The organism is Pseudomonas sp. W5-01, from assembly GCF_046540435.1.
GTDB lineage: Bacteria > Pseudomonadota > Gammaproteobacteria > Pseudomonadales > Pseudomonadaceae > Aquipseudomonas > Aquipseudomonas graminis_B.
On sequence record NZ_JAXCIP010000006.1, the window covers coordinates 55,800 to 81,303 of the forward strand.

At 59.9% G+C, this 25,504-nt stretch carries 21 protein-coding genes, 1 tRNA gene and 2 pseudogenes; 14 read left to right on the forward strand and 10 right to left on the reverse strand.

Annotated elements, in window-relative coordinates; genetic code table 11:
* The first annotated feature begins 33 nt into the window (after positions 1-33).
* The 3 genes and pseudogenes from rpoD to SLW75_RS19525 all read left to right on the forward strand — a co-directional run bounded on the left by rpoD (position 34) and on the right by SLW75_RS19525 (position 5,365).
* Positions 34-1,878 (forward strand): RNA polymerase sigma factor RpoD, encoded by a 1,845-nt coding sequence (gene rpoD, locus SLW75_RS19515; RefSeq protein WP_065991324.1) that lies wholly within the window; start codon positions 34-36, stop codon positions 1,876-1,878.
* A gap of 452 nt (positions 1,879-2,330) precedes the next feature.
* A pseudogene (locus tag SLW75_RS19520) lies at positions 2,331-5,273 on the forward strand (EAL domain-containing protein); the annotation flags it as partial.
* Positions 5,274-5,288: 15 nt separating this feature from the next.
* A tRNA-Ile gene (locus tag SLW75_RS19525) sits at positions 5,289-5,365 on the forward strand.
* Between the two features lie 70 nt (positions 5,366-5,435).
* Here SLW75_RS19525 and SLW75_RS19530 read toward each other — a convergent pair.
* The 7 genes from SLW75_RS19530 to SLW75_RS19560 form a co-directional block, all read right to left on the reverse strand.
* Entirely contained in the window at positions 5,436-6,593 is a 1,158-nt protein-coding gene (locus SLW75_RS19530) for a glutathionylspermidine synthase family protein (protein ID WP_410935209.1), read from the reverse strand.
* Positions 6,594-6,607: 14 nt separating this feature from the next.
* Positions 6,608-7,336 (reverse strand): DUF1190 domain-containing protein, encoded by a 729-nt coding sequence (locus tag SLW75_RS19535; RefSeq protein WP_410935210.1) that lies wholly within the window; start codon positions 7,334-7,336, stop codon positions 6,608-6,610.
* Between the two features lie 26 nt (positions 7,337-7,362).
* The gene (locus SLW75_RS19540; RefSeq protein WP_065991321.1) at positions 7,363-7,788 is read right to left on the reverse strand and encodes a DUF350 domain-containing protein; all 426 of its coding nucleotides are present in this window, start codon (positions 7,786-7,788) and stop codon (positions 7,363-7,365) included.
* 13 nt (positions 7,789-7,801) lie between these two features.
* A complete protein-coding gene (locus SLW75_RS19545) occupies positions 7,802-8,470 on the reverse strand; it encodes a DUF2491 family protein (protein ID WP_065991320.1) in 669 nt (222 codons plus the stop codon).
* Positions 8,471-8,520: 50 nt separating this feature from the next.
* A complete protein-coding gene (locus SLW75_RS19550; RefSeq protein ID WP_192134912.1) occupies positions 8,521-9,084 on the reverse strand; it encodes a rhomboid family intramembrane serine protease in 564 nt (187 codons plus the stop codon).
* A 77-nt stretch (positions 9,085-9,161) separates the two neighbouring features.
* A complete protein-coding gene (locus SLW75_RS19555; protein WP_065991318.1) occupies positions 9,162-9,869 on the reverse strand; it encodes a PspA/IM30 family protein in 708 nt (235 codons plus the stop codon).
* Between the two features lie 15 nt (positions 9,870-9,884).
* Positions 9,885-10,505 (reverse strand): YjfI family protein, encoded by a 621-nt coding sequence (locus SLW75_RS19560; RefSeq protein ID WP_410935211.1) that lies wholly within the window; start codon positions 10,503-10,505, stop codon positions 9,885-9,887.
* Positions 10,506-10,671: 166 nt separating this feature from the next.
* Here SLW75_RS19560 and SLW75_RS19565 point away from each other — a divergent pair, with 166 nt between their 5' ends.
* Positions 10,672-11,718, forward strand: a complete 1,047-nt coding sequence (locus SLW75_RS19565) for an FUSC family protein (RefSeq protein ID WP_065991316.1) — start codon at positions 10,672-10,674, stop codon at positions 11,716-11,718.
* Positions 11,719-11,754: 36 nt separating this feature from the next.
* On the opposite strand, the gene ppk2 is transcribed toward SLW75_RS19565, so the two are convergent.
* Positions 11,755-12,666, reverse strand: a complete 912-nt coding sequence (gene ppk2 / locus SLW75_RS19570; protein ID WP_074886916.1) for a polyphosphate kinase 2 — start codon at positions 12,664-12,666, stop codon at positions 11,755-11,757.
* A 247-nt stretch (positions 12,667-12,913) separates the two neighbouring features.
* Between ppk2 and SLW75_RS19575 the strand changes: the two genes are divergently transcribed.
* From SLW75_RS19575 to SLW75_RS19620, 10 genes are all read left to right on the forward strand, one after another.
* Positions 12,914-13,375, forward strand: a complete 462-nt coding sequence (locus SLW75_RS19575) for an Lrp/AsnC family transcriptional regulator (protein WP_065991314.1) — start codon at positions 12,914-12,916, stop codon at positions 13,373-13,375.
* A 143-nt stretch (positions 13,376-13,518) separates the two neighbouring features.
* Positions 13,519-15,213: a flavin monoamine oxidase family protein gene (locus SLW75_RS19580; RefSeq protein ID WP_065991313.1), complete on the forward strand. Its 1,695-nt coding sequence runs from the start codon at positions 13,519-13,521 to the stop codon at positions 15,211-15,213.
* An 11-nt stretch (positions 15,214-15,224) separates the two neighbouring features.
* Positions 15,225-16,025: a carbon-nitrogen hydrolase family protein gene (locus SLW75_RS19585; RefSeq protein WP_410935212.1), complete on the forward strand. Its 801-nt coding sequence runs from the start codon at positions 15,225-15,227 to the stop codon at positions 16,023-16,025.
* 94 nt (positions 16,026-16,119) lie between these two features.
* Positions 16,120-18,483, forward strand: a complete 2,364-nt coding sequence (gene pqqF, locus SLW75_RS19590; protein ID WP_410935213.1) for a pyrroloquinoline quinone biosynthesis protein PqqF — start codon at positions 16,120-16,122, stop codon at positions 18,481-18,483.
* A 188-nt stretch (positions 18,484-18,671) separates the two neighbouring features.
* Positions 18,672-18,743 carry a pyrroloquinoline quinone precursor peptide PqqA gene (pqqA, locus tag SLW75_RS19595; protein ID WP_008365141.1) on the forward strand — a complete coding sequence of 24 codons (72 nt, stop codon included), beginning with the start codon at positions 18,672-18,674 and terminating at the stop codon, positions 18,741-18,743.
* A gap of 94 nt (positions 18,744-18,837) precedes the next feature.
* Entirely contained in the window at positions 18,838-19,749 is a 912-nt protein-coding gene (gene pqqB, locus SLW75_RS19600) for a pyrroloquinoline quinone biosynthesis protein PqqB (RefSeq protein ID WP_065991311.1), read from the forward strand.
* Between the two features lie 140 nt (positions 19,750-19,889).
* Entirely contained in the window at positions 19,890-20,645 is a 756-nt protein-coding gene (gene pqqC / locus SLW75_RS19605) for a pyrroloquinoline-quinone synthase PqqC (protein WP_065991310.1), read from the forward strand.
* On the forward strand, positions 20,642-20,917 hold the full coding sequence (gene pqqD / locus SLW75_RS19610; protein ID WP_065991309.1) for a pyrroloquinoline quinone biosynthesis peptide chaperone PqqD: 276 nt from the start codon (positions 20,642-20,644) through the stop codon (positions 20,915-20,917). The genes pqqC and pqqD overlap by 4 nt, the downstream gene beginning before the upstream one ends.
* Positions 20,889-22,076, forward strand: coding sequence for a pyrroloquinoline quinone biosynthesis protein PqqE (gene pqqE / locus SLW75_RS19615; protein WP_410935214.1), 1,188 nt, complete (start codon positions 20,889-20,891; stop codon positions 22,074-22,076). Before pqqD ends, pqqE begins: the two co-directional genes overlap by 29 nt.
* The gene (locus tag SLW75_RS19620) at positions 22,042-23,868 is read left to right on the forward strand and encodes a S9 family peptidase (protein WP_410935215.1); all 1,827 of its coding nucleotides are present in this window, start codon (positions 22,042-22,044) and stop codon (positions 23,866-23,868) included. The genes pqqE and SLW75_RS19620 overlap by 35 nt, the downstream gene beginning before the upstream one ends.
* Before the next feature lie 163 nt (positions 23,869-24,031).
* Here the strand turns inward: SLW75_RS19620 and SLW75_RS19625 are convergent.
* Positions 24,032-24,899 (reverse strand): annotated as a pseudogene (locus SLW75_RS19625) (DMT family transporter).
* 86 nt (positions 24,900-24,985) lie between these two features.
* Entirely contained in the window at positions 24,986-25,147 is a 162-nt protein-coding gene (locus tag SLW75_RS19630) for a YqaE/Pmp3 family membrane protein (protein ID WP_037019089.1), read from the reverse strand.
* Positions 25,148-25,504 lie beyond the last annotated feature (357 nt).

Here is a 25,504-nt window from a genome sequence, read left to right on the forward strand (position 1 = left end):
TTGCCCGCCAAGACCTTCAGTGGATAGGGTGTTATGTCCGGAAAAGCGCAACAGCAGTCTCGTATCAAAGAGTTGATCACCCTGGGTCGTGAGCAGAAGTATCTGACTTACGCAGAGGTCAACGACCACCTGCCTGAGGATATTTCAGATCCTGAGCAGGTGGAAGACATCATCCGCATGATCAACGACATGGGGATCCCCGTACACGAGAGTGCTCCGGATGCGGACGCCCTTATGTTGGCCGACGCCGACACTGACGAGGCAGCCGCTGAAGAAGCCGCTGCAGCGTTGGCTGCGGTCGAGACCGACATCGGTCGCACGACTGACCCAGTGCGCATGTACATGCGTGAAATGGGTACGGTCGAGCTTCTGACGCGTGAAGGCGAAATCGAAATCGCCAAGCGTATCGAAGAAGGCATCCGTGAAGTGATGGGCGCGATCGCGCACTTCCCTGGCACGGTTGAGCACATTCTCTCCGAGTACACTCGCGTTACTACCGAAGGCGGTCGTCTGTCCGACGTCCTGAGCGGCTATATCGACCCGGACGACGGCATCGCGCCGCCAGCCGAAGTCCCGCCACCAGTCGACCCGAAGGCCGAGAAAGCCGAAGGTGCTGACGACGAAGAAGAAGACGCTTCCGACGATGAAGAGGACGAGGTCGAAAGTGGACCGGACCCAGTCATCGCCGCCCAGCGCTTCGGTGCCGTTTCAGACCAGATGGCCATTGCCCTCAAGGCCCTGAAAAAGCACGGCCGCGGCAGCAAGCAGGCCAACGCTGAACTGCTGGCCCTGGCCGAGCTGTTCATGCCGATCAAGCTGGTTCCGAAACAGTTTGAAGGTCTGGTTGAGCGTGTTCGCGGTGCCCTTGAGCGTCTGCGTGCGCAAGAACGCGCCATCATGCAGCTGTGTGTTCGTGATGCACGCATGCCGCGCGCCGACTTCCTTCGCCAGTTCCCGGGCAATGAAGTTGACCAGAGCTGGACAGACGGGCTGGCCAAAGGCAAAAGCAAATACGCTGAAGCCATTGGTCGGCTTCAGGCCGACATTCAACGTTGCCAGCAAAAGCTGACCGCGCTGGAAGAAGAAACCGGCCTGACCATCCTGGAAATCAAGGACATCAACCGTCGGATGTCGATCGGTGAGGCCAAGGCCCGCCGCGCGAAGAAAGAAATGGTTGAAGCCAACCTGCGTCTGGTGATCTCGATCGCCAAGAAGTACACCAACCGTGGCCTGCAATTCCTCGATCTGATCCAGGAAGGCAACATCGGTCTGATGAAGGCGGTGGACAAGTTCGAATACCGTCGCGGTTACAAGTTCTCGACGTACGCCACCTGGTGGATTCGTCAGGCAATCACTCGCTCGATCGCTGACCAGGCACGCACCATCCGTATCCCGGTGCACATGATCGAGACGATCAACAAGCTCAACCGCATTTCCCGTCAGATGTTGCAGGAAATGGGTCGCGAACCGACGCCGGAAGAGCTGGGCGAACGCATGGAAATGCCCGAGGACAAGATCCGCAAGGTATTGAAGATCGCTAAAGAGCCGATCTCCATGGAAACCCCGATCGGTGACGACGAAGACTCGCACCTGGGTGACTTCATCGAAGACTCGACCATGCAGTCGCCAATCGATGTCGCCACGGTAGAGAGCTTGAAAGAAGCGACGCGCGAAGTGCTGTCGGGCCTCACCGCTCGTGAAGCCAAGGTCCTGCGTATGCGTTTCGGTATCGACATGAACACCGACCACACCCTCGAGGAAGTCGGTAAGCAGTTCGATGTTACCCGTGAACGTATCCGTCAGATAGAAGCCAAGGCGTTGCGCAAGCTGCGTCACCCGACGCGAAGCGAACACCTGCGCTCGTTCCTCGACGAGTAAGCGACACGTCGTACCAAAACCCCCGGCATTGCTGGGGGTTTTGCGTTTTAAGGAATAAATTTCCGGCAGAGTGCCACTGTTGTCCAGCCCGACTACACTCGGTTGATTCTCACCCATGAATCACCGAGGCTGCCATGATTTGGATGCCGGCCATTGCTCTCTTATGCGTGCTCGCCCCCGCTGCTGTCACCGCCCAGGCATCGCTTCACGACGGGGAAAACGGGCAAGGGATGCATCAGGAGTGGCTGCCCAGCGAGGATACTGAACCCGGGAATGCACCCGGGAATGCACCCGGTATAAGTCTTCATCTGCCCACTGACTTGATCAGCGACCGATTTGCGGGTATCGATCAAAGTCGCCAACCCGAACAATTCAGCGGACTGGACGATTCGCCCTCCGCCTCGCAGGCGGCCACTCACTCCAGTGAGCGCAGCAAGCTCTGGCACGAATTTCTGCTCATCGGACTGCCCGGATTGCTGTTTCTGACGACGGTACTGGCCATCGTGGTGCGGATCAACCGTCGTCTCAGTTCGGAGATCTCCCGCCGAATCGCCCTGGAACAAGAACTGCGCAGCAGCGAGTATCACTATCGCGGGATGATCGAGAGCCTCTCGGCCATCGCGTGGGAAGCCAATACCCACGACTATTCCTACAACTATGTCTCGCCCCACGCGCAGGATTTGTTGGGGTATCCGCTGCACCAATGGCGAAGGCCCGGATTCTGGCGGAGTATCGTTCATCCGGAGGACGTCGACTACGCCCAGGCCTATTGCGACCGGGAGGTGGCGGAAGGCAACGATCACAGCGTCGATTATCGAGTCCTGAGCGCCGACGGCAGGGTGGTCTGGATTCGAGACATCGTAAGCATGATCGGCTATGGCCGAGAGCCTGTGATGCGGGGGCTGATGATCGACATCAGCGAAGCCAAGCAAACCGAAGAGGCGCTGCGTCTTTCGGAAGGGAAGTTCGCCTCGGTGTTTGCGCAGTGTCCTGACATGCTGGTCATCGCGCGTCTTTCGGACGGCTGCTTTCTGGAGGCGAATCCAGCATTTCTGGAGCAGATCGGCGTCAGCCCTGCTGAAGTCGTTGGGCGCGTGCCTGCCGAGCTGAACATCTGGGGTATTCCCGACATCGGCCACAGCCTGCTGCAACGCCTTCAGAAGGGCAGCATCCGCAATCTGGAAATGCCGTTTCGGCGCAGTGATGGTCGGCTGTTCACCGGGCTTCTGTCAGCCGAGCCTTTTGATCTGGACTCCACGGCGGCAGTGGTTCTGGTGGTGAGGGACATCACGCCACTCAAGGAGGCCCAGCAACAGCTGCAGATGTCCGAAGAGAAATTTGCCAAAGCGTTCCACTCCTCCCCTGACGGCCTGCTGATTACGCGGCAAAACGACGGGCTGCTGGTGGAGGTGAACGACGGCTTCAGCCGCATCACCGGCTATCACAGCTCGTTGTCGCTGGACCGCACCACCCTTGACCTGGGCATCTGGGTAGATTTGAACGAGCGACAGCAACTGCTTGAGCGACTGAGACGTGACGGTTTCGTGAAGGACTTTACCAGCCACATCCGTCGCAGGGATGGTCAGATCCGTCTGTGCGAGATTTCCGCGCGACCGCTTCTGATTGCCGGTGAAGACTGCATGCTCACCATCGCGCGCGACATCACCGACCGCCACCAGATGCAGGAAAAGCTGCAACTGGCCGCAACGGTATTCGAGAGCACAGCGGAAGGCGTACTGATCACCGACACCCGGCAGCGAATCAATGCCGTGAACCGCGCCTTCAGCGAGATCACTGGCTACAGCGAACTCGAAGCGCTCGGTAACACGCCAAGCTTGTTGGCGTCCGGACTCCACGACAGCGCGTTCTACGCCGCCATGTGGTACCAACTGACGGCAGAGGGTCATTGGCAGGGCGAGATCAGCAACCGGCGCAAAAATGGCGAGATCTATCCGAGCTGGCTGACCATCAGTGCCGTGCGCAATCGCGATAAATTCATCACCCACTTCGTTGCAGTGTTCGCTGATATTTCCAGCCTGAAGCAGGCTCAGGCCCGGCTGGATTACCAGGCACACCACGACCCGCTGACCGGTCTGCCCAACCGCACGCTGTTCGAAAGCCGACTGCACGCCGCGCTGGCTCACTCCAGAGCGGCTTACAGCCTTGGCGCGGTGTTGTTTCTGGACCTGGACCGCTTCAAGCACATCAACGACAGCCTCGGCCACCCGGTCGGTGACCTGCTGCTGAAAAGCATAGCGGTACGCCTGAAGGAGAACCTGCGCGACATCGACACCGTCGCGCGACTCGGCGGTGATGAATTCATCATTCTGTTGCCCGGCCTGCAAAACCCGAGCGACGCCGAAGCGGTCGCCACCAAGCTGCTCAACAGTTTTTCGTCGCCGTTCCAGGCGGGCGAACACGAATTCTTCATGAGCACCAGCATCGGCAGCGCGCTGTTTCCCACCGATGGCGCAGATGTGGCCACGCTGATCAAGAATGCTGACGCAGCGATGTATCGCTCGAAGGCCAAGGGGCGCAACCGCGTAGAGCATTACACGCGCGATCTGACCGCTCAGGCCAGCGAGCGGATTGCCCTGGAGCACGAGCTGCGGCGCGCCATCGAGCGTAACGAGTTCACCCTGTCCTACCAGCCCAAGATCAGCTTGCTGACACAACGCCTGGTCGGGGCCGAGGCGCTGATACGCTGGTTCCACCCCACTTTCGGCCACATCCCACCCGAGCGGTTTATTCCGCTGGCAGAAGAAAACGGCATGATCCTGCAGATCGGCGAATGGGTGCTCGATACGGCCTGCCAGCAGTTGCACGAGTGGAACCAGCGCTACGACGTGTTTGGGCCCTTGTCAGTGAACCTTGCCGGTGCACAGCTGCGTCAGCCCAACCTGGTCAACAGGATCGAGCGTCTGCTGCTCCAGCACCAGTTACAGCCAGGCTGCCTGCAGCTGGAGATCACCGAGAACTTCATCATGTCGCAGACCGAAGAAGCGCTATCAGTGCTGCATCGCCTGAAGAAACTCGGCGTGCAGCTGGCGATCGACGACTTCGGCACCGGCTACTCCTCGCTCAGTTACCTCAAACGCCTGCCGCTGGACATCCTCAAGATCGATCAATCGTTTGTGCGCGGTTTGCCTGATGACCCCCACGATGCGGCGATTGTCCGCGCCATCATCGCGCTGGGCCGCAGCATGCAACTGACAGTCATCGCAGAAGGCGTCGAAACCCTCGAACAGCAGCAATTTCTGGCAGATGAAGGCTGCGAACAAATCCAGGGCTACCTCGTCAGCCTGCCCCTTCGCGCGGAGGAATTCTGCAAGACGTTTCTTCGTGCAACCGTTTCAGACGTTTCGGATAGCACAGCGCGTAAACCGTCGTTATAATCCGCGGCCTACTGAGGGCCTATAGCTCAGTTGGTTAGAGCAGGGGACTCATAATCCCTTGGTCCACGGTTCGAGTCCGTGTGGGCCCACCAAATAGAAAGCCGCGCATTGCGCGGCTTTTTTCGTTCTGGCGCGGCACCCACCGCCGGGCTCATCAAAACCTCAATCAATCACCACATGCGGCAAAAACCGGCTGCTGTCCTTGGTGATCAAACTGTCATCTTCACGAATCCCAATCCCCGAAGCCGTATCCCCCACCACCCACGATCCGATCAGCGTGTAGCTGTCGCCAAAACGAGGCAACGGCGCGAACGCCTGCAGGATGTAGGGGGCATCGTTGTAAGGGCCGTCTTCGAAAATGACCTGGTTTGTCGGGGTGCGGATTTCGATGTTGGCGCCTTCGCGGGAAAAGTACGGCTTGCGCACCCAGCCCTTCGGCACTGCGGATTGCGGGTTCTGGTCGACGAAAGACGGCAGCAGATTGGGGTGCCCTTCGTTGAATTCCCACAGCAAAGGCAGGATGCCTTTGTTCGAAATGATCGCCTTCCAGGCCGGCTCGATGAATTGCGTGTCGCACTGCGGGATGGCCTGGCCGTGGGGCTCATGGAAGACATGCTCCCAGGCATGCAGCTTGAAGATGCGCTCGATCCAGCGGCCTTCGAGATCGACGAATCGGCCGTGGGCATTCAGGCCGATGTCTTCGATGTCGATGTGGCGGGTTTCGATGCCGGCGTGCTCGGCCATTTTGCGCAGGAACTCAGTCGTGCCCCTGTCTTCGATGGAGCCTGACATGCAGGAAAAGTAGAAAGGCCCGCCCTCCCTGATCGACGCAAACGCCCGTACCAAGTCCTCCGCCATCGAGTTGAACTGCGAAGCGTGGGCTGGCAATACGCCGCGCTGGATCTGCTCTTCAAGCCAGATGAGCTGGAACGCGCCCGCTTCATACGCTGACGTAGGGGTGTCCATGTTGGCTTCCAGCAGTTTGGCCGGGTTTATGCCGTCATAGCTGAAGTCAAAACGGCCATATAGATGCGGGTGGCCTTCCTTCCACGAGGTGCGGACCAGATCGAAGAACGCCTGTGGAATGGCCAGCCGGGTCAGCAGCTCTTCACTCTCGACGACCTTTTCCACGACGTCCAGGCACATGGCATGAAGCTCCTGGGTCGGCGCTTCGATGTCGCGCGTGATCTGCGCTTCGGTGAACTGGTAATAGGCGCGCTCGTCCCAGTAGCGCTCGCCGTCGATGGTGTGAAAGTTAAACCCTTCACGCTCGGCTGTCTGGCGCCAGTCAGGACGTTCCTGGATGCTGATTCTTTTCATGGGTAACGTCCCTGTTATCCGCCGAAGCTTGAGCCGCTGCTTTTGCCACCCCAACCGCTGCGAGCAGTGGCCTGGCTGCCGAAACCGCCGCGGGAAACCGACGACGAGACGGAGGAGTTACGACCAAGGGTGCTTTTGCTGTAAGTCCCGGTCGAGCTGCTTCGCGCCTGGGTAGAGTTGCCGAAGGTTTTGCCCCGTTCGATCTGGCGCGACAGTGTGGAATACCCATATCCACCCCGCGAGTCACGCTCCTGATAGATGGGCTGGGCGTAGTAACGACCGCCACCGCCGGTGAATCCGTTAACCATGTTGCTGACCAGCATGCCCATCAGAAATCCGTTCACCCCGGAACCAAAGCCGCCACCGCCGCCACCACCGTACTGGTCGGCCTGTGCCTTCGCTGCGTCGACCTGAGACTTGGGAAGCTCCCCGGAAACTTCCAGCTGGAAACCGCCGAGCTTGGGCGTGAACTTGCCATCGGCATTCTGCTGGCAGTAATCAGGGACGAAATCTGCTTCGCAAGCCGTCTTGTCGTCGTAGGTCGGGGCTACGCGGCGATGCTCCGCCAGCGCGCTCATGTAGGCGTCCGAGCAGATGTCGACCGGGACTTTCTGATCTACGCAGGCTTGAACCGATGGATAGGTCTGCTGCGCGGAAACTTCGACGGTGTCGGATTTGCTGCACGCGCTGATCGCCAGCGGCAGGGTGCTGGCGAGGACCAGCTTGAGGGAACTACGTCTCATCGATAACTCCTTTCGATAACGGGCGATCAGGTCGACGGCGTCATGCAGGCCGAGTTGAGAAAACCGACACTGATCGAGACGCTGGCGGCATAGATGGCCGCGGCTAGCTCGCCTCGGGTAATGCGTGCGGAAAGATCCTTGAGCACCATGCTGGTGGCGGTGAAGGCCAGCAGCTGTACGACTGCTGCGATTACTGCCCAGATCACCACGTCCAGTACGCTGATGCTGTAGGTGATGACGTTGCTGGCAGGCAGAGCGAAACCGATCAGCGCACCGCCGAGGGCGACGGCCGCGGCAACATTACCCTCACGAATCAGGGCGAATTCCTTGTGCGGCGTCAGACGCGTGTAGGCCATCTGAAACAACGCGAACAACCCGCCGGCAACAATGATGTAGACCACAAAACTCAGCAACGACTGGACGCTGACGGACATACGAAGCGCTTCAAGCATTTTTTACTTCCTTTTAAATGACGGTGAAATCAGTGGACTGCAGGGTCACGCCGACCGAGGTGGTGAAGGAAACAACGCCCTCCTCGTCTTCCTCGACCGACAGCAGCAGAAACTCGCGACGATCCACCAATCCGGTGTCCCGCGCGTACAACATGCTCAAGTGCTTGATGCGGTAAGCACCGTCAGGACTGACAACCTGCTCGTCCATGGGCGTGAGCTCGGTCTGACCCTCTTCCGTGCCCCACTGACGCCCGTATTCCCAGCCGTCATGCTCGAATATCGGCAGACCGACTTTGGACGCAGGCCCCACCAGACGCTTGAGCTCCGCCTCGCTATTGATCGTGACGGCGCTGCTGTAGCCGAACAGGATGATGTCCTGGACGTCTTCAGCGGCAGGCCCGTTCATCATGACCTGCAGCCAGTAATCTTCGTCCTCGAAGTAGAAGCGCACCAGACGGACCGATTGCCCGAGGTCGACCTGCCCCACTGACCAGACCACTTCTTCGTTGGGGACCACCAGCTCAGAATGGCCGTCGAGCATCAGCTTGAGCGAGTCGTCGAGGTCCATCATCCGCCCGGTAGCCAGCCCGAACGGATTAGCCAAGGCCGAATTGCCGAGGGGATTGGAGCCGGCCGGTGGAATGGGCGACTCCAGGCCTAATGCGCGTTTGATCCAGCTCATGTTTCATCTCCTTGAATTCGCGCCGAGGCGATCTGAAAAAGTTCTGCCCTTCACTTCACGGGGCTTCGCTCAAGAAGCTGCCGTGAGTGCATTAACCAGGCCGTCACGATACCGGCAAGCGCGCCACACAGGTGTGACTCAATCGATACGCCCGGCACCGGAATGAAGCCGAAAATCAATCCGCTGTAGCCCAGCAGGGTCACCAGTGCGATCGCGAAACTCGCCAGACTGCGCTGATACCAGCCGCGGGCCAGCAAATACGCCCACAAGCCAAATATCAGGCCGCTGGCGCCCACATGGATGACAGGTCTGCCAATCACCCAAACCATCAGGCCTCCCAGCACAGTGATGAGCAGTGCAACGCGAATGTAACGCTGAAGCCCCTCGGTTGCGACCAGCCAGCTCAGCACCACAAAAGGCAGGAGATTGCTCAGCAGGTGACGGACCGAACCATGCAGAAACGGAGAAAACAGGATGCCTTGCAGTCCGGAAAACGTTCTAGGCACCAGGCCGTGGGACAGCAGGCTGTTGGCGGTCAGGGAGTTAACCATCTGCACAACGATCATCAAAGCGGCAAGGCAGAGTATCGTCCGTAGTCCGTTTCCGATATTCATCCGCACACCGCTGAAACCCGAAAAATCGAAACCGAAAAAAGGCAGCCGGATACCCGGCTGCCTTTGTTTAACGGTGCTTATTGCCCAGCGTTACCGCTCTGGCTTTGCGCTTTCAAGCGGGCCAAGACGTCCGCTGCGCCGCCTGTTTTAGCGCCGATCCCGGCATCCTGAAGACGACGCTCCAGATCGCCGCCATTGGCAGCCTCGGCCAGCTCATCGGCCGCTTCAAGTCTCGCGTCCTGTTCATCCTGACGCTGCTTGATACGTGCCAGCGAACCCACTGCGGTTTCGAGTCGGCCATTGGCACCGCCGGTCGCAGCCGCCGCGTTGATCTGTGCCTTTTGCACGCTGTCGCGGGCCTTGGCCATGTCGGTCTGCTGACGCAGGCCTTTGATCTGGCTTTCGGCTTTGATGACCTGTGCGGTCAGTTTCGCCACGTGGACGCCAAACTGATCGGCCGCCAGTTTCTCCTGATCGCGCAGAGCCGTCAGCTCGGCCACTTTCTCGGCACACTCGAGGGCAAGGGCTTCTTCACCTTTGTTCATCGCCGCGAGCGCTTTCTGCTCCCAGTTGGCGATGTTTTTGTCGTGCTCTTCGACGCGCTGGAGCGAGAGCTTGTGCTTGGCTTTGATTTGAATCAGTTGGTTGCGCGCCGCGAGCATGGAGGCATCGGCGTCACGGATTTCCTGATCGAGGATTCGCAGTGCCTGGGCATCGACGATGGCTTCACCCACCTCGGAAGCCCCACCGCGCAACGCTGTGACCATTTTTTTCCAAAGGCTCATTGATGTGTCTCCCGGTTACTGTGAATCAACTTTAAGAAAATCTTCGTAGGCGTCGGCCGCATGAATCACGTTTTCTGCCAGGGTGAGCACCTCGTGGACGACGACCGTCAACGAAGAGGCTGCGCTCAGTGCGCCAAACATGTTGTAGAAGGTTTCGCCGTTCGGCAGGGTCTCGATGCCGATCGACGACAGCGGGAACAGCTCCCGGCTGCGCAACACAGCGTCGTTAAAAGCCGCCGGGTCTTTCACCTCGGAGGCGTACACCAGCACGGAATCAACCAGGATCTGGTCGCCCGCAATGGCAATGATGATGGGCAAGCCGCCGAACTGGTTCATCACCAGGCTCAGACTTGGCTCGGCGCCTTGAATGAGGGTCAGCTCGATATCTTTGTCTTTCACAACGTCCAGCTCGGCGAACGCCGAGTGAAGTGTGTCGATCGTCCAATTGGTGTTCTCAGTCATGAATCCCTCCAGTTTGATCCGGTTACCCAAGTAGGGCTGGCGCAGCACTTTTTCGATGTCTCTCAATACTTCCGCGTTTTCGGGAAGCACGTACAGCTCTCGTTTCACGTACCCGGCAGCCGTCAGCCGAGCGCGCATCTCGCGCATGTAGTCGGTTGAAGTTTTCCGAGCCATTGAAGTTTCCCGAACATCACATGTGATAGCAACGCACCCTACGCGCAAGCATCCGGATACGCAACATCTCACATGTGATGACTTTGTGAATCAGTGCACACCGGAGGTGACGCGCAGCATTTGCCAGGCTTCGGATATATTCATCTTCTCCATGGTCTGTAACCCCATGAACTCAGCCTCCCTACCCTCCTGGCTTCGCCGCGCCCTGCGTCCGCTTCTGGATCCATACCGCCGCTATCGCCATGCGCGCTACATTCACGCCGGCCGAATCGTGGTCGGACTGCTGGTGTCGATTCTTCTGACGACAGGTTTTCATCTGCCCCACGGTGAGTGGGCGTCGGTGACCATGCTGATCGTGATTGGCGGGTTGCAGCACCACGGCAATATCGGCAAAAAATCGGTGGAGCGCGCGTACGGGACATTGATTGGCGCGGCGCTGGGCCTGGCGATGGTGGCGCAGGAAAGCTATCTGGGCATGCCGTTGCTGACGTACGTGGTTATGTCGCTGATCTGCGGCTTTTTTGCGTATCACGCCATCGGCAAGGGCGGTTACACGGCGCTGTTGTCGGCGATCACGCTGTTCATCGTGGCGGGCCACGGTGACAACCCGATCACGGACGGGTTGTGGCGAACAGTGGACATCCTGATCGGCATCGCCCTCGCCCTGGCGTTCTCGTTCGCACTCCCGCTGTACGCCGTGTATTCGTGGCGCTACAACCTGGCGAATGGATTGCGTGACTGTGCCTTGGCTTACGACCGGATCGCCAGCGGGCAATCCATGACCGCAGATGAGCATGTGAAGCTGACCGCGCGAATGGGCGCAACGCTGTTGCAGCTGCGTTCGCTGATGCCGTCGGTGTCCAAGGAAGTGAAAATTTCGATCGTTGAGTTGGACGCCATTCAGAGCCATTTCCGCATGTGCCTGAGCATCCTCGAGATTCTGTCGAATCTGCGTCCGGCAGATGCTGGCAGCACGGGCGTGACGGCGGAGCAACGGCGGATTCGTCGCATGTTGATCGGCATGGCCCGCGCGCTGCAGACCGGTGCGACCGAGCGTTTGCAGCGCCCGACCGAGAGCTTGACCGTCGGGCCCGACGTTCCAACCGCCTCTACCGAGGTGCTCGGTTATCAGCTGATGACCCGCCAGTTCACGCAGAATCTTGAAAGCCTGCAGCAACGACTGGCGAAAACTGCGCCGGCGTGGAAAATCTGAACCACGCCAGCACGGTGATCAAAAACCGGTGGAGGATCAATAAACCGGCGGAACAACCATCTCACGCGGTACTGGGGCGCGCAGGTAATTGGCGTTGTACTCGCGCTCCGGCAGCACCACTTGCGGTGTCTCGGTATCCCCGCGCGGGATCTGCTCCAGCAGGTGATGAATACAGTTCAGGCGGGCGCGTTTCTTGTCGTCGGCCTCGACGATCCACCATGGCGCGACGTCAGTGTGGGAACGGGTGAGCATTTCTTCTTTCGCGTTGGTGTAGTCCTCCCAGCGACGGCGGGACTCAAGGTCCATCGGCGAGAGCTTCCACTGTTTCAGCGGGTCATGAATGCGCATCAGAAAGCGCCGGTACTGCTCGTCGTCGGTGATGGAGAACCAGTACTTGATCAGGATGATGCCCGAGCGCACCAGCATCTTTTCGAACTCGGGGACGGTGCGGAAAAACTCTTCGTACTCCTCGTCATTGCAGAAGCCCATGACCCGCTCGACCCCGGCCCGGTTGTACCAACTGCGGTCGAACAGCACCATTTCGCCAGCGGCTGGGAGGTGCGCGACATAGCGCTGGAAGTACCACTGCGTGCGCTCGCGTTCACTTGGCGCGGTCAGTGCAGCCACGCGACAGACCCGCGGGTTGAGGCGCTGAGTGATGCGCTTGATCGCACCGCCCTTGCCTGCCGCATCCCGGCCTTCGAACAGCACGACCACCTTGAGCTTCTGGCTCACCACCCAATCCTGCAGTTTGACCAACTCGCCTTGCAGACGCAGCAGCTCGCGGAAGTACAGGCGGCGATCAATCCCTTTGGGCACCTCCTCACCCAAGTCAGCCAACAAGCCATCCAGGCGCGCGTCGTCGTACTCCATTTCCAGTTCTTCGTCGAAGCTGTCGAGGATATCGGCCTGGATGTAGCGGGCGGTTTCGGAGAAATCCAGAGTCATGACGAGGCTCCCGGCGTTGATTCAAAGGGATGGGGAGAGAATTTAGGCATGCCGGGGGTGACAGAAGAATGACAAAAGCCTTACAGCGCGGAAAAGTCCTACATGACCGACGCAGGTTCTCTGACGCCCATGCCCGATGGACGATCGACGCAGAATGCCTAGGGTTTCGCGTCGCTTTGGGATTCGAATATCACCCGCACCCCTACGGAATCTCCTAACATGCCCCGCTTGCCGAAGGAGATCCGCTTTGCCTGACACCCGCCCCCCAGCGCTCGATGACATCGATCGCAAACTGATCGCAGCGCTGCAAATCAATGCCCGGGAACCGGTCGCCAATCTGGCCCGGCAATTGGGCATCGCGCGCACGACCGTGACCTCGCGACTGGCGCGCCTGGAGAAAGCCAAAATCATCACCGGCTATGGCGTGCGTCTGGGTCAGCGGCTGGTGGATGGCGGGCTGCAGGCCTATGTCGGGATAACCGTGCAGCCTCGCTCTGGCAAGGAAGTGTTGCGGCGGCTGAGTGCGCTCGCGCAGGTGCAACAGTTGTGCGCCGTGAGTGGCGAGTTCGATTACGTCGCGTGGCTGCGCACGGACTCGCCGGAGCAGCTGGACCAGTTGCTCGATCTGATCGGGAGTGTCGATGGCGTCGAGAAGACCACCACATCGATCATCCTGAGCAGCAAGATCGATCGCGGGCAGCCATCCTGAATAGGCAACTTATAACAATGTGACGAGCGACCCCATCACTTTGACGGCATTCTCGACACAACGACGACACTCTGCGTCTTATTAACGTCCCAACTGTTATCTAGACTTGTCCACTTTCGCGCCCCAGTCGAACAAGGTCAGTCATGAAGAACAATCGCCACCCCGCCGACGGAAAAAAACCGATCACGATTTTCGGCCCGGACTTCCCGTTCGCCTTCGATGACTGGATTGAGCACCCGGCAGGCCTGGGCAGCATTCCGACGGAAAACCTCGGCAAAGAGGTGGCCATCGTCGGCGCCGGTATCGCGGGGCTGGTGGCGGCATATGAGCTGATGAAGCTGGGCCTCAAACCCGTCGTTTATGAAGCCTCCAAAATGGGCGGCCGTCTGCGCTCACAACAGTTCGAAGGCGCCGAAGGCATCATTGCCGAGCTGGGCGGCATGCGCTTCCCGGTGTCATCCACCGCTTTTTATCACTACGTCGACAAGCTCGGCCTGGAATCCAAACCCTTCCCCAACCCGCTCACGGCGGCGTCCGGCAGCACGGTGATTGACCTGGAAGGCAGCACTCACTACGCACAGAAACTGTCGGACTTGCCTGCGCTGTTTCAGGAAGTCGCCGACGCCTGGGCCGACGCGCTGGAGGACGGCTCGCAGTTCGCCGACATTCAGCAAGCCATCCGCGACCGCGACGTGCCTCGGCTCAAGGAGCTGTGGGACAAGCTGGTGCCGCTGTGGGACGACCGCACGTTCTATGATTTTGTCGCCACCTCCAAGGCCTTCGCCAAGCTGTCGTTCTATCACCGCGAAGTGTTTGGTCAGGTCGGCTTTGGCACCGGTGGCTGGGACTCGGACTTCCCGAACTCGATGCTGGAGATCTTCCGCGTGGTCATGACCAATTGCGACGATCACCAACACCTGATCGTCGGCGGCGTCGCGCAAGTCCCTATCGGCATCTGGCGCCATGCCCCTGAACGTTGCGCCCATTGGCCAGAAGGCACCAGCCTGTCGACGCTGCACCGGGGCGCCCCGCGCACGGGCGTCAAGGGCATCAGCCGCGCCGCCAACGGTCAGTTCGCGGTCACCGACAACTTGGGCGACGTCCGCCATTACGATGCGGTTCTGGCCACGTGCCAGAGCTGGCTGCTGACCACCCAGATCGAGTGCGAAGAGTCGCTGTTCTCACAGAAGATGTGGATGGCGCTGGACCGCACGCGCTACATGCAGTCGTCGAAAACCTTCGTCATGGTCGACCGGCCGTTCTGGAAGGACAAAGACCCTGAGACCGGCCGCGACCTCATGAGCATGACCCTGACGGATCGCCTGACCCGTGGCACTTATCTGTTCGACAACGGCACGTATTCCAACGGCGTCGAGAAGCCGGGGGTGATTTGCCTGTCGTACTCGTGGATGAGCGACGCACTGAAAATGCTGCCGCACCCCGTTGAAAAACGCGTCAGCCTGGCGCTCGGCGCGCTGAAAAAGATCTACCCGAAGGTCGATATCGCCGCGCGCGTCATCGGAGACCCGATCACCGTGTCGTGGGAATCCGACCCGCACTTCCTCGGAGCCTTCAAAGGCGCGCTGCCGGGCCACTATCGGTATAACCAGCGGATGTACGCGCACTTCATGCAGAAGGAAATGCCTGACGAGCAACGCGGCATTTTCATCGCCGGTGACGATGTGTCCTGGACACCCGCCTGGGTCGAAGGCGCAGTACAGACCTCGCTGAACGCGGTGTGGGGCATCATGACTCACTTCGGCGGTAAGACTCACGCCGAGAACCCGGGCCCCGGAGACGTGTTTCACGAGATCGGCCCGATCGTTTTGCCGGAATAAGGAAGCCACAAATGCGCGTCGCCCTCTACCAATGCCCGCCGCTGCCGCTGGACGTAAGCGCCAACCTCATGCGACTGGAAGCCCAAGCGATCGAGGCATCGGCGCAGGGGGCGGCGCTGCTGGTCTTGCCTGAGATGTTTCTCAGCGGCTACAACATCGGTGCCCAGGCGGCGCGGGAATTGGCGCAAGCGAGCGACGGCCCGGCTGCGCTGAAGATCGCCGAGATAGCCCAGGCGACGGGCGTCGCGATTCTGTACGGCTACTCGGAGTCAAGCGGCGACGATCAGGTTTACAACGCCGTGCAGTTGATCGACGCGCAAGGTGTTCGGCTCTGCAATTACCGTAAGACCCATCTGTATGGCGACCTGGACAACGCGATGTTCAGCGCGGGCGATGAGCACTTCCCGGTGGTGGAATTCGGCGGCTGGAGGCTCGGCTTTTTGATCTGCTACGACGTTGAGTTTCCCGAGAACACGCGGCGTCTGGCCCTGGCCGGTGCAGACCTGATTCTGGTACCGACAGCAAACATGGCGCCTTACGATTTCGTCGCGGAAGTCACCGTGCGGGCCCGCGCCTTCGAGAACCAGTGCTACCTGGTTTATGCCAATTACTGCGGCAGTGAGGACCAGATCCATTACTGCGGTTTGAGCAGCATCTGTGCGCCTGACGGTCGGCAAATCGGGCTTGCCGGTCGGGATGAGGCCCTGGTGATCGCGGACCTGGATCGTGAAGCGATGAGCGAATCGCAGGCGATCAATACGTATTTCAAGGATCGCCGGCCGGGGTTTTATGCCGGTCTGGGTAAACCGTAGGGTAATTGCCCAGCGTCGCCACTGCGCACGTCCCACACCTGAGCGCCCGTTATCCGCTAGCATGGCCGCTCAGTCAGCAAACATCACAAACGCCATGCCCAACCCCATCCGCCAGCGATCCCTCACCCTGCCCAATGGCTTGAACGTGGTGCTTGTTTCGGCACCACGCTTGAAGCGTTGCGCTGCGACATTGCGGGTGGCGGCAGGCAGTCATGATGTGTCGGCCCGCTGGCCGGGGTTGGCGCATTTTCTCGAGCACCTGTTCTTCCTCGGCACCGAGCGCTTTACGGCCGACGAAAAACTGATGGCGTTCGTGCAGCGTCATGGCGGGCAAGTGAACGCCAGCACACGCGAGCGCACCACCGACTTCTTCTTCGAACTGCCCCGCGCCGTGTTCCCCGACGGTCTTGAGAGGCTGTGCGGAATGCTCGCCCATCCACGCATGACGATTCCCGATCAGCTGCGAGAACGGGAGGTGCTGCATGCGGAATTCATCGCCTGGTCGCGGGACAATGCCTCCCGTGATCGGCTGAAACGCCTGCAGCCCTTGTCGGATTTGCATCCCCTGCGCGGGTTTCATGCAGGGAATCGCTTCAGTCTTCCGGTTCCGCGTCAGGCATTTCAGGATGCGCTGCAGGATTTCTATCGACGGTTTTATCAGGCCGGGCAGATGACGCTGAGCCTCGCAGGGCCTCAGTCGCTGGAGGAACTGGAGGAGCTGGCAACGCAGTCTGGCGCGTATTTCGCTCGAGGCAGCCGTATCGAACAGCAGCGTCCGCCTGCGCTGCTCACTGATGCACCGAAGCCAGTCGGCGAACCTGACCAGCGTCAGATGCATCTGACGTTCGCGTGCGAAGGCTTACCGCCAGGGCAGGAGCAGGCCGCGGCGTTCCTTTGTACCTGGATGAATGACGGGCAAGCGGGCGGTCTGGTGGCGGAGCTTCGTGAACGAAGATTGATTGAATCGCTGAAGGCCGAGGTGATGTATGAGTTTGCCGGCCAGGCATTAGTCGACGTCGCGTTCGTGTTGGCTGCAACGCCTCCCGACGCGTCATCGCATGTACCAGCACTGGTTTTCAACTGGCTCGCCTTCTTCAAATCCCATTACCGTCAGTTGATCGAAGAATACGCACGGCTGGAACAGCGGCGTCTGGCCGTCAGCGGTGCGCTGTCGCTGGCGCGGTATTACAGCGCTGAACCTGATGCGGCGGGTCTGTCGACAGAGGCGGTTGATGCGCTGCTCAGCCAGCTCACACCCGCAGCGCTGTTACGCACGCAAGTCGAGCCCTTGGCGTGTGGCTCATCCAGCGGTGAGTGGCGGCTGCCTGAGCCCAATCCATTTCTGAAACCCGCAACGGCATCCACTACGCCGACCTTGCCCTTGACCCAGCTGACATTCAGCGAGGCGCTGCCAGCACACGGCGAGGCGACCTTATGCCTGCGATGGACGCTCGCCGCTGCGCAACCGATGCTTGCCCGGATGCTGGAAGACAGCCTGAAACCGCTGATGGCCCAAGCCAGTCAAGCGGGGGTCACGCTGGCATTCAGTGCCTACGGCAGATTCTGGCAGCTAAAGATCTCCGGCTTGGCGGAGCCGTTGCCCATCGTGCTGGAACAGGCGCTGAGCCTGCTCGTCCAGCCGGATGCGCAAACCCTGGCGCGCTACGGTGAACCCGCTAATGATCCGGCCCTCATCCCGATACGTCAGCTGCTGAAGACCTTACCTGATCATTATTTGAACAACGCCGTCAACCAGCAGACTGACGATCTGCCGCAGGTTTGGGCAGAGGCGCTCTGGACGGGGTTTGCCACGGGCTTCACACCCTCAGCGCGAGACGTGTTGAGTCACGCCGCTCGGCGCATCCCCGGTCTCCCGGAGCTTTCAGCGCACGCAACACCTCTGGCTACGGGCACACGGTGGGAAATCGAGCCGTCGGAGTCTGCCGAAGTTGCGCTATTGATGTTCTATCCAACGCCCTCCCACTCTCTCGATGACGAAGCTAAGTGGCGACTGTTCGCACAGCTGATGCAGGCGCCTTTCTACCAGCGCCTACGGGTCGAAATGCAGTTGGGCTACGCCGTTTTCAGCGGTTTCAGACACGTCGCAGGCGCGGCCGGTCTTCTATTCGGTGTGCAATCGCCCAGTGCGAACGCGACACAGCTCGTGGCGCATATCGAGGCGTTCATCGAGGATCTGCCGACTCTCATCAACGCCGCAGACTTACCCGCGCAGGTAAAAAACCTGCAGGCGCAACTTGAAACGGCTGACATGGAACACTCACAAGCCGCCGAGCAGCTCTGGCAAGCGCATCTGGCAGGACACGGCAGCGACTACAGTGCACGCCTGCAACATTCGCTTGCACATCTTCAACACGTTGCTTTGCTCGAAGCCGCTCATCGGCTGGCACAACCAGACAGCGCCCGGCTCTGCCTCTCCAACCGCCCTGGCCCGTTCTAGCCCGCCCCGGCCGCGGGCTGCAAACAGTTGATCATTGCCTGCGGTGCAAGGATCTTTATCGGATATTTCATCATTGGCCTTCCGATAATTTTAGTAACATAGCCCCCTAAGCATTTGAACGTCTCCGCTCGCAGGAGCACTAAAGAATGTACTCACCCACCGCTGCACTAACCCAGAAGGAGTCAATTATGTGGACTAAACCTGCTTACACTGATCTGCGTATCGGCTTTGAAGTCACCATGTACTTCGCAAGCCGTTGATTGTTGCGCGGTGAGAAGCCTCGGTTCGCCGGGGCTTTTTTATTAATGCGATTCTGATTTCAGGGCCGACCTGGCCCGTCGCTACGGGGTTTACATGCACATCCAGATTCTCGGTTCCGCCGCCGGCGGTGGTTTCCCTCAGTGGAACTGCAACTGCGCCAATTGCGCTGGCTTTCGCGATGGCAGCTTGCGGGCCCACGCGCGCACCCAGTCGTCCATCGCGCTGTCGGACGACGGCGTGAACTGGATCTTGTGCAACGCCTCTCCCGACATCCGCGCCCAGCTCCAGGGGTTCGCGCCGATGCAGCCCAATCGCGGCCTGCGCGATACCGGGATCAGCGCGATCATTCTGATGGACAGCCAGATCGACCACACCACCGGTCTGCTGAGCCTGCGTGAAGGCTGCCCGCATCAGGTCTGGTGCACGGACATGGTCCACGAGGACCTGAGCACGGGTTTCCCACTGTTCAACATGCTCAAACACTGGAACGGCGGCCTGGCCTGGAATCGCATCGAGCTGGAAGGCAGCTTTGTGATTCCGGCCTGCCCGAATCTGCGCTTTACGCCATTTCCACTGCGCAGTGCGGCACCGCCCTACTCGCCTCACCGATTCGACCCACACCCGGGCGATAACATCGGCTTGATGGTCGAGGACCTGAGCACGGGCGGCAAACTGTTCTACGCGCCGGGCCTGGGCAAAGTCGATGATGCCCTCATGGAGAAAATGAGCGGCGCCGACTGCCTGTTGGTTGACGGCACAATGTGGGATGACGATGAAATGCAGCGTCGTGGCGTCGGCACCCGTACAGGCACGGAGATGGGTCATCTGGCGCAAAACGGCCCCGGCGGCATGCTCGAAGTGCTGGAAAAGCTGCCGCAACAGCGCAAGGTGCTTATCCACATCAACAACACCAACCCGATCCTCGACGAAGACTCGCCCGAGCGTGCTGAACTGGCGCGGCGGAACGTCGAAGTGGCGTTCGATGGGATGAGCATCGAGCTTTAAAACGCTAATTAGCCGACTGTGGGGCCAGGTTTACTCATGAAGGTGTCAGGTCAGCCAGCCTATCCGGCACAGGTAGATCGCACTCGTGAGCAAGCTCACTCCCACGGGATCTGCGGAAATTCTTGACGAGAACTGCCGACATGAACGATGCAACGCCGCTGTCCCCTGCTGAATTCGAACAGGCCCTGCGCGCCAAGGGCGCGTATTACCACATCTATCACCCTTTCCATGTGGCGATGTACGAAGGGCGCGCGACCCGCGAGCAGATTCAGGGCTGGGTCGCCAACCGGTTTTACTATCAGGTGAATATCCCGCTGAAGGACGCTGCGATCCTGGCCAACTGCCCGGACCGGGAAATCCGCCGCGAGTGGATTCAGCGCTTGCTCGACCATGACGGCGCACCCGGCGAAGACGGCGGCATCGAAGCCTGGTTGCGTCTGGGTCAAGCCGTGGGCCTGGATCCTGACCAGCTGCGCTCGCAGGAACTCGTTCTGCCCGGCGTACGATTTGCCGTCGATGCCTACGTCAACTTCGCCCGTCGCGCCAATTGGCAGGAAGCGGCGAGCAGTTCGCTGACCGAGCTGTTCGCGCCGCAGATCCATCAGTCGCGTTTGGACAGCTGGCCGCAGCACTACCCATGGATCGACCCGACCGGTTACGAATACTTCCGCACCCGCCTGGGTCAGGCGCGCCGCGACGTCGAGCATGGTCTGGCGATCACGCTGCAGCACTACACCACGCGGGAAGGCCAGGAGCGCATGCTGGAAATTCTGCAGTTCAAACTCGATATTTTGTGGAGCATGCTTGATGCCATGAGCATGGCCTACGAGCTGAACCGCCCGCCCTATCACAGCGTGACCGACCAACGCGTCTGGCACAAAGGAATCGCCCTATGAGCTTCAATCGTGAGCAGGTGCCCAGCTGGCGCCGCGGTTATCGTTTCCAGTTCGAGCCCGCGCAAAACGGTCACGTGCTGCTCTACCCCGAGGGCATGATCAAGCTCAACGACAGCGCAAGCGCGATTGGCGGCCTGATTGACGGTCAGCGCAGCGTCGGCGCCATCATTGCGCTGCTTGACGAAAAATTCCCTGGCGTTCCCGAGCTCGGCACTGACGTCGAGCAATTCATGGAGGTCGCCCGTGCAGAGCTCTGGATCGAATTTGCCTGACTCAGCGAACGCTCAGTCCGATGTCTACATCCCGCCCACGCCCCCGGTCGGGCTGCCGCTGTGGCTGCTCGCCGAGCTGACCTATCGCTGCCCATTGCAATGCCCGTATTGCTCCAACCCGCTGGATTTCGCCAAGCAGGGTCAGGAATTGAGCACCGAGCAGTGGTTCAAAGTCATGGCCGAAGCCCGGCAAATGGGCGCGGCGCAGATCGGCTTCTCGGGTGGCGAGCCATTGGTGCGTCAGGATCTGGCCGAGCTGATCGCCGAAGCGCGACGGCTGGGCTTCTACACCAACCTGATTACCTCCGGCATCGGCCTGACCGAGCAGAAGATTATCGACTTCAAGGAAGCCGGGCTGGACCACATCCAGATCAGTTTCCAGGCCAGCGACGAGCAAGTGAACAACATGCTCGCCGGCTCGAAAAAGGCCTTCGCGCAGAAGCTGGAAATGGCCCGCGCCGTGAAAAAGCATGGCTATCCAATGGTCCTCAACTTCGTGACCCACCGGCACAACATCGACAAGATCGACAAGATCATCGAGCTCTGCGTGGCACTGGAAGCGGATTTCGTGGAGCTGGCGACCTGTCAGTTTTACGGCTGGGCACACTTGAATCGGGTGGGCTTGCTGCCGACCAAAGACCAACTTGTGCGCGCCGAACGCATCACCAACGAGTATCGGGTCAAGCTCGCCGCTGAAAATCACCCGGTGAAGCTGATCTTCGTCACCCCCGATTACTACGAAGAGCGTCCAAAAGCCTGCATGAACGGCTGGGGCAATCTGTTCCTGACCGTGACGCCGGATGGCACTGCGCTGCCGTGCCATGGGGCGCGGCAGATGCCGATCCAGTTCCCCAATGTGCGCGATCACACGATGCAGCACATCTGGTATGAGTCGTTCGGCTTCAATCGCTTTCGCGGTTACGAGTGGATGCCAGAGCCTTGCCGCTCCTGCGACGAGAAGGAAAAAGACTTCGGGGGCTGCCGCTGCCAGGCGTTCATGCTCACCGGCGATGCGAGCAACACGGACCCGGTGTGCAGCAAGTCGCCGCAGCATCACTTGATCACCCAGGCCCGTGATGAAGCCGAGTATGCTAACCAGACTATCGAGCAACTGGCCTTCCGCAATGAACGAAACTCACGCCTCATCGCCAAGTCCTGACCTCCTTTCCGCCGCTCAGGCTGTGGCGGCAGGCACCGATTTCGCCGAACTCGCCGTGAGCCCTGCGGGGCTTTTCTGGAGTGAATTCCGCCCGCAGGATGCCGCGACGCGCGTCTGGCGCTGGCACGACGGCGCGGCCGCTTGCCTGACCCCCGAGGGTTTCAGCGTGCGCAGCCGGGTGTATGAATATGGCGGCGGTTCGTTCTGCCTGACTGACGATGCCGTGGTGTTCGTCAACGAAGCGGACCAGCAGATTTACCTCCAGTCCTTCGACTCCCAAACTCCTCACCCCCTGACCCAGGGCGACAAGCTCTTCGGAGATGTCCGTTATGCGCGTGGGCAGATTCTGGCGGTTGAGGAGGATAAGGACACTCACCGGCTGGTCGCGATCGACGTCGCCGACGGTCGCCGCCACGTACTGGCCGAAGGCGCGGATTTTTACGCCTCGCCGACCGTCAGCCCGGATGGCAATCGCCTTGTCTGGATAGAGTGGTGGCGGCCCCATCAGCCCTGGACGTCATCGCGACTGATGAGCGTCGAACGCCAGGCCGATCTCGCGTGGGGCCGGCCGCACTGTCTCGCGGGCGGGTTGGGACTGGAATCGTTGCAGCAACCCCGCTTCGATGACGCGGGCCGCTTGTATTGCCTGACTGACCGCGCCGGGTTCTGGCAGCCGTGGGTTGAGACGCCGGACGGTTTTGAAGCGCTGCCCGCCGCCGCTGCCGACCACGCTTCGGCGCCGTGGCAACTGGGCGCGTCGACCTGGGCGCCGCTGAGCGAGGGCGCGTACCTCGCCGCCTGGTTCGAGGACGGTAAAGGCCTGCTCGGCGTGCGTTCGGCACAGGGTTCAGTTGAAGATTTCAGCGGCGATTACAGCCGTTTCAGAAGCCTGGCGGTTGACGCGAACTATATCTATTGCATCGCGGCGTCGCCCGTCAGCCCTTCTGCTGTCATTGCCATCGGTCGTGCTGACAAGTGCGTTCAGGTGCTGGCCGGCGGGGTCAGCACCCTTCCCGTCGAGCGCATCAGCCAGCCGCAGACCTTGCGTTATCCAAGTGGGGCCGGCGAGGCGCACGGGTATTTCTACCCGGCCATGAATGGCGACGACAAGCCGCCGCTTGTGGTGTTTATACACGGCGGCCCGACCTCCGCCTGCTACCCCGCGCTGGACCCGCGCATTCAGTTCTGGACGCAACGGGGCTTCGCCGTCGCCGACCTCAACTATCGCGGCAGCACCGGTTACGGCCGCGCCTATCGTCAGGCGCTGTTTCTGGAATGGGGCGTTGTCGATGTCGAAGACGCTTGCGCAGTGGTTGAATACCTGGGCAATCAGGGCCTGATCGATCCGGCAAATGCGTTCATCCGGGGCGGCAGTGCAGGCGGCTATACAACGCTGTGCGCATTGGCATTCAAGGATGTGTTCCGCGCAGGGGCGAGCCTGTATGGGGTGAGCGACCCGCTGGCGCTGGCGCAAGCCACGCACAAGTTCGAAGCGGATTACCTGGACTGGCTGATCGGCGACCCCGACGTCGACATGGCGCGCTACCGGGAGCGCACGCCGCTGCTGCATGCAGACCAGATCAAAGTGCCGGTGATCTTCTTCCAGGGCGAACTCGACGCAGTCGTCGTCCCCGCCCAGACCCGCGACATGCTCAATGCGCTACTGGAAAACGGCATCCCGGCGGAAGGGCATTTCTACCCCGACGAACGCCACGGCTTCCGCAAAGCCGCCAACTTGGCCCATGCACTGGAAACCGAGTGGGCGTTTTACCGGAAGGTTATTGATGGGTGATTTGAGGTTGTTCAGCTCCCGCGGATTCCGGTAGGACGGGCTTTAGCCGGGAATTGGCCAGTGAGCTGATACGGGGACAGATTAATTTACGGTGAAGCGTTGTAAATAAATCAGTCCCCTCTTTGATCAGTCCCCTCTTTGATTGCGCGACCCCGTGATTGACTCATCCATAAACGTGCAGCGCCACGGCACCGATCAATACCAGCCCCACCCCGCAGACTTGAATGGCGCTGAGCCGCTCTTTGAAGAACAGGAAGCCAAGCACAGCGGCGATACCGCCTGACAGGGTGCTGATTAACGGTGACTACGGAAATCGATCCCACCATCGCGCCATACGAGAACGCAGAGAACCCACCCAGATTCAGCAGGCTCGCGGCTACAAGGGTTGCCCCGGTGCGTGCAGGCGGAAACTTGAGGGCGTCTTTCATTCGCAAAATCATCGGCGATAAAAATGCGAGGCCGACCAGATACCCCAGCCAGAGCATCGTGACGGGGCCCAGTGCTGGCAACGCGTAACGGCCTTGCATCCAGAAACTCGATCCGTACAACAAGGCGGCGCCCAGTGCGTAAACAATCGCTTGGCGGTTGTGCTTTTTCGCCGCGGAATCATCACCTGATGTGATGCTGGATAGAACGACTCCCAGCACGCACAAGGCAATCAACAGCAACTGCGTCATTGATATCTGCTCGCCGCTCGCCCACGACAACAACGTGGTGAAGACGCCGTACGACGTTACCAGTGGAGCCACAATTGAAGCTTTGCCGAGCGAGAACGCCTTGGATAACGCCAGGGCGCCACTCACCGTGAAAACCGAGGCGAGCACACCCAGAAGCCACGTGTGCCAGGGCGCAGAAAAAGATTTGGAGATGAAGGCCGGATAGCACAGCAAGAGTGTGCACATGATCAGAAAGCCGAGCGCCTGACCAAAATAAACCGCTCGCTTGACCCCTACCGCGCGGGCGTTGAGCCCTACCAGAAAATCTGTGCCGCCCCAGAACAGAGCGGCGAGCAATCCCAAAACAACGTCCATCCCTGAGCTTCCTGATCATAAAGTCCAACGTCGGACTCTATGTCAGCTGACCTGAGACAGGAAGCGTGGTGTTGGCCGGGGTCGGGTTACTTGCGACTGACAATGATGTAGATCGCGTGGATGATCCCCGGGATGTAGCCCAGCAGGGTCAGCAGAATGTTCAGCCAGAAGGCGCCGGCGAAGCCGACTTGCAGGAACACGCCCAGGGGTGGCAGCAGGATGGCGATGATGATGCGAATGATGTCCATGGGTGGAGCTCCTGATTAATGGCCCAATGGGGGCCGCACAGCTAATCGACCCTGGGTCGCTACAGGGGTTCCGCAGCGCCTATCATCAAGCCATGGCCTCCCCGCAGCCACATCAAGCGAAGCGGCGGACGGCGATGCACTTTTTCGGAACGCAGAAAAAAGAAAACCCCGCCTAAGCGAGGTTTTCCAGACTGTTTCCCAAGACTTCCATTTCTTCCCGCCATCCTGGCAGGCAATCCCTTACGTGTCCCTGTTATCTGTTTGCGCATCCTGCGCGACGTCCATGTGTGTAGATTAAACTTGGATCCACTGGAGCGATAGAGCCGATTGCCATCACGTCATGTAAGTAAATGCTTA

Excerpts from the sequence above, each read along its gene's own strand:
- rpoD (WP_065991324.1), top strand. The coding sequence starts at position 34 with ATGTCCGGAAAAGCGCAACAGCAGTCTCGTATCAAAGAGTTGATCACC.
- SLW75_RS19530 (WP_410935209.1), bottom strand. The coding sequence starts at position 6,593 with ATGAAAAGAATCAGCATCCAGGAACGTCCTGACTGGCGCCAGACAGCC.
- SLW75_RS19535 (WP_410935210.1), bottom strand. The coding sequence starts at position 7,336 with ATGAGACGTAGTTCCCTCAAGCTGGTCCTCGCCAGCACCCTGCCGCTG.
- SLW75_RS19540 (WP_065991321.1), bottom strand. The coding sequence starts at position 7,788 with ATGCTTGAAGCGCTTCGTATGTCCGTCAGCGTCCAGTCGTTGCTGAGT.
- SLW75_RS19545 (WP_065991320.1), bottom strand. The coding sequence starts at position 8,470 with ATGAGCTGGATCAAACGCGCATTAGGCCTGGAGTCGCCCATTCCACCG.
- SLW75_RS19550 (WP_192134912.1), bottom strand. The coding sequence starts at position 9,084 with ATGAATATCGGAAACGGACTACGGACGATACTCTGCCTTGCCGCTTTG.
- SLW75_RS19555 (WP_065991318.1), bottom strand. The coding sequence starts at position 9,869 with ATGAGCCTTTGGAAAAAAATGGTCACAGCGTTGCGCGGTGGGGCTTCC.
- SLW75_RS19560 (WP_410935211.1), bottom strand. The coding sequence starts at position 10,505 with ATGGCTCGGAAAACTTCAACCGACTACATGCGCGAGATGCGCGCTCGG.
- SLW75_RS19565 (WP_065991316.1), top strand. The coding sequence starts at position 10,672 with ATGAACTCAGCCTCCCTACCCTCCTGGCTTCGCCGCGCCCTGCGTCCG.
- ppk2 (WP_074886916.1), bottom strand. The coding sequence starts at position 12,666 with ATGACTCTGGATTTCTCCGAAACCGCCCGCTACATCCAGGCCGATATC.
- SLW75_RS19580 (WP_065991313.1), top strand. The coding sequence starts at position 13,519 with ATGAAGAACAATCGCCACCCCGCCGACGGAAAAAAACCGATCACGATT.
- SLW75_RS19585 (WP_410935212.1), top strand. The coding sequence starts at position 15,225 with ATGCGCGTCGCCCTCTACCAATGCCCGCCGCTGCCGCTGGACGTAAGC.
- pqqF (WP_410935213.1), top strand. The coding sequence starts at position 16,120 with ATGCCCAACCCCATCCGCCAGCGATCCCTCACCCTGCCCAATGGCTTG.
- pqqB (WP_065991311.1), top strand. The coding sequence starts at position 18,838 with ATGCACATCCAGATTCTCGGTTCCGCCGCCGGCGGTGGTTTCCCTCAG.
- pqqC (WP_065991310.1), top strand. The coding sequence starts at position 19,890 with ATGAACGATGCAACGCCGCTGTCCCCTGCTGAATTCGAACAGGCCCTG.
- pqqD (WP_065991309.1), top strand. The coding sequence starts at position 20,642 with ATGAGCTTCAATCGTGAGCAGGTGCCCAGCTGGCGCCGCGGTTATCGT.
- SLW75_RS19620 (WP_410935215.1), top strand. The coding sequence starts at position 22,042 with ATGAACGAAACTCACGCCTCATCGCCAAGTCCTGACCTCCTTTCCGCC.
- SLW75_RS19630 (WP_037019089.1), bottom strand. The coding sequence starts at position 25,147 with ATGGACATCATTCGCATCATCATCGCCATCCTGCTGCCACCCCTGGGC.